At 65.4% G+C, this 609-nt stretch carries 1 protein-coding gene; it reads right to left on the reverse strand.

Going from position 1 to position 609, the window contains the following annotated elements:
* Positions 1-374 precede the first annotated feature (374 nt).
* A partial coding sequence (locus ACIHCL_RS35160; protein ID WP_399868478.1) for a hypothetical protein occupies positions 375-609 on the reverse strand: 235 nt, incomplete at its 5' end.

Here is a 609-nt window from a genome sequence, read left to right on the forward strand (position 1 = left end):
CATCCGCATATCTCACACACCACGGAATACAGCCAACGCCCCAGGTCGATCAGGGACTTCGAAAGAGATCACCCTAACGAGCCGAAGTCAGTAACTTGTCGGCGTGCAGGATCAGGTCGAAGCCGTACGGGGCGTCGGCGGCGAACGATGTCGTGGTCGCCGTCGCCGCGCCGGACGGCGTCGGCAAGCAGACTGAGCGCGGCGGCCACGACCGGGGCGAGCACGGCCCTTTCGAGGTTCGGGAGATTCGAGGGAAAGGGAGACCGCCGGGGCCCTCGGGGCCCCGGCGGCGTCACGGTTCCTGCAGGCTCAGCAGGAGCCCACGAGCAGGCCGGGTAGCTGGGTGCTGCTGACGAGCGGTGGTCCGCTCATGTCTACAGCGGCTGCCTGAGGTTGGTCGCCTTCTTGCCGGCTGTTGCCGTCTCGCGAGGCTGCTTCGCCTCGATGTTCTGCTTGTGGTCCTGCTTGCTGGGCTTCGTGTCTGCCTTGGTCTGCGACTTCGCTGTGGTGGTTTTGGTGTTCTGGTCGCGGAGCTTGCGGGTTCGTTCGGTGACGCAGGTGTCGTAGCCGCCGCATTCTTTGCGTGCCTGCAGGTAGAGCGGGTCCTTG

The sequence above is a fragment of the Streptomyces sp. NPDC052042 genome, assembly GCF_044548345.1.
Lineage (GTDB): Bacteria > Actinomycetota > Actinomycetes > Streptomycetales > Streptomycetaceae > Streptomyces.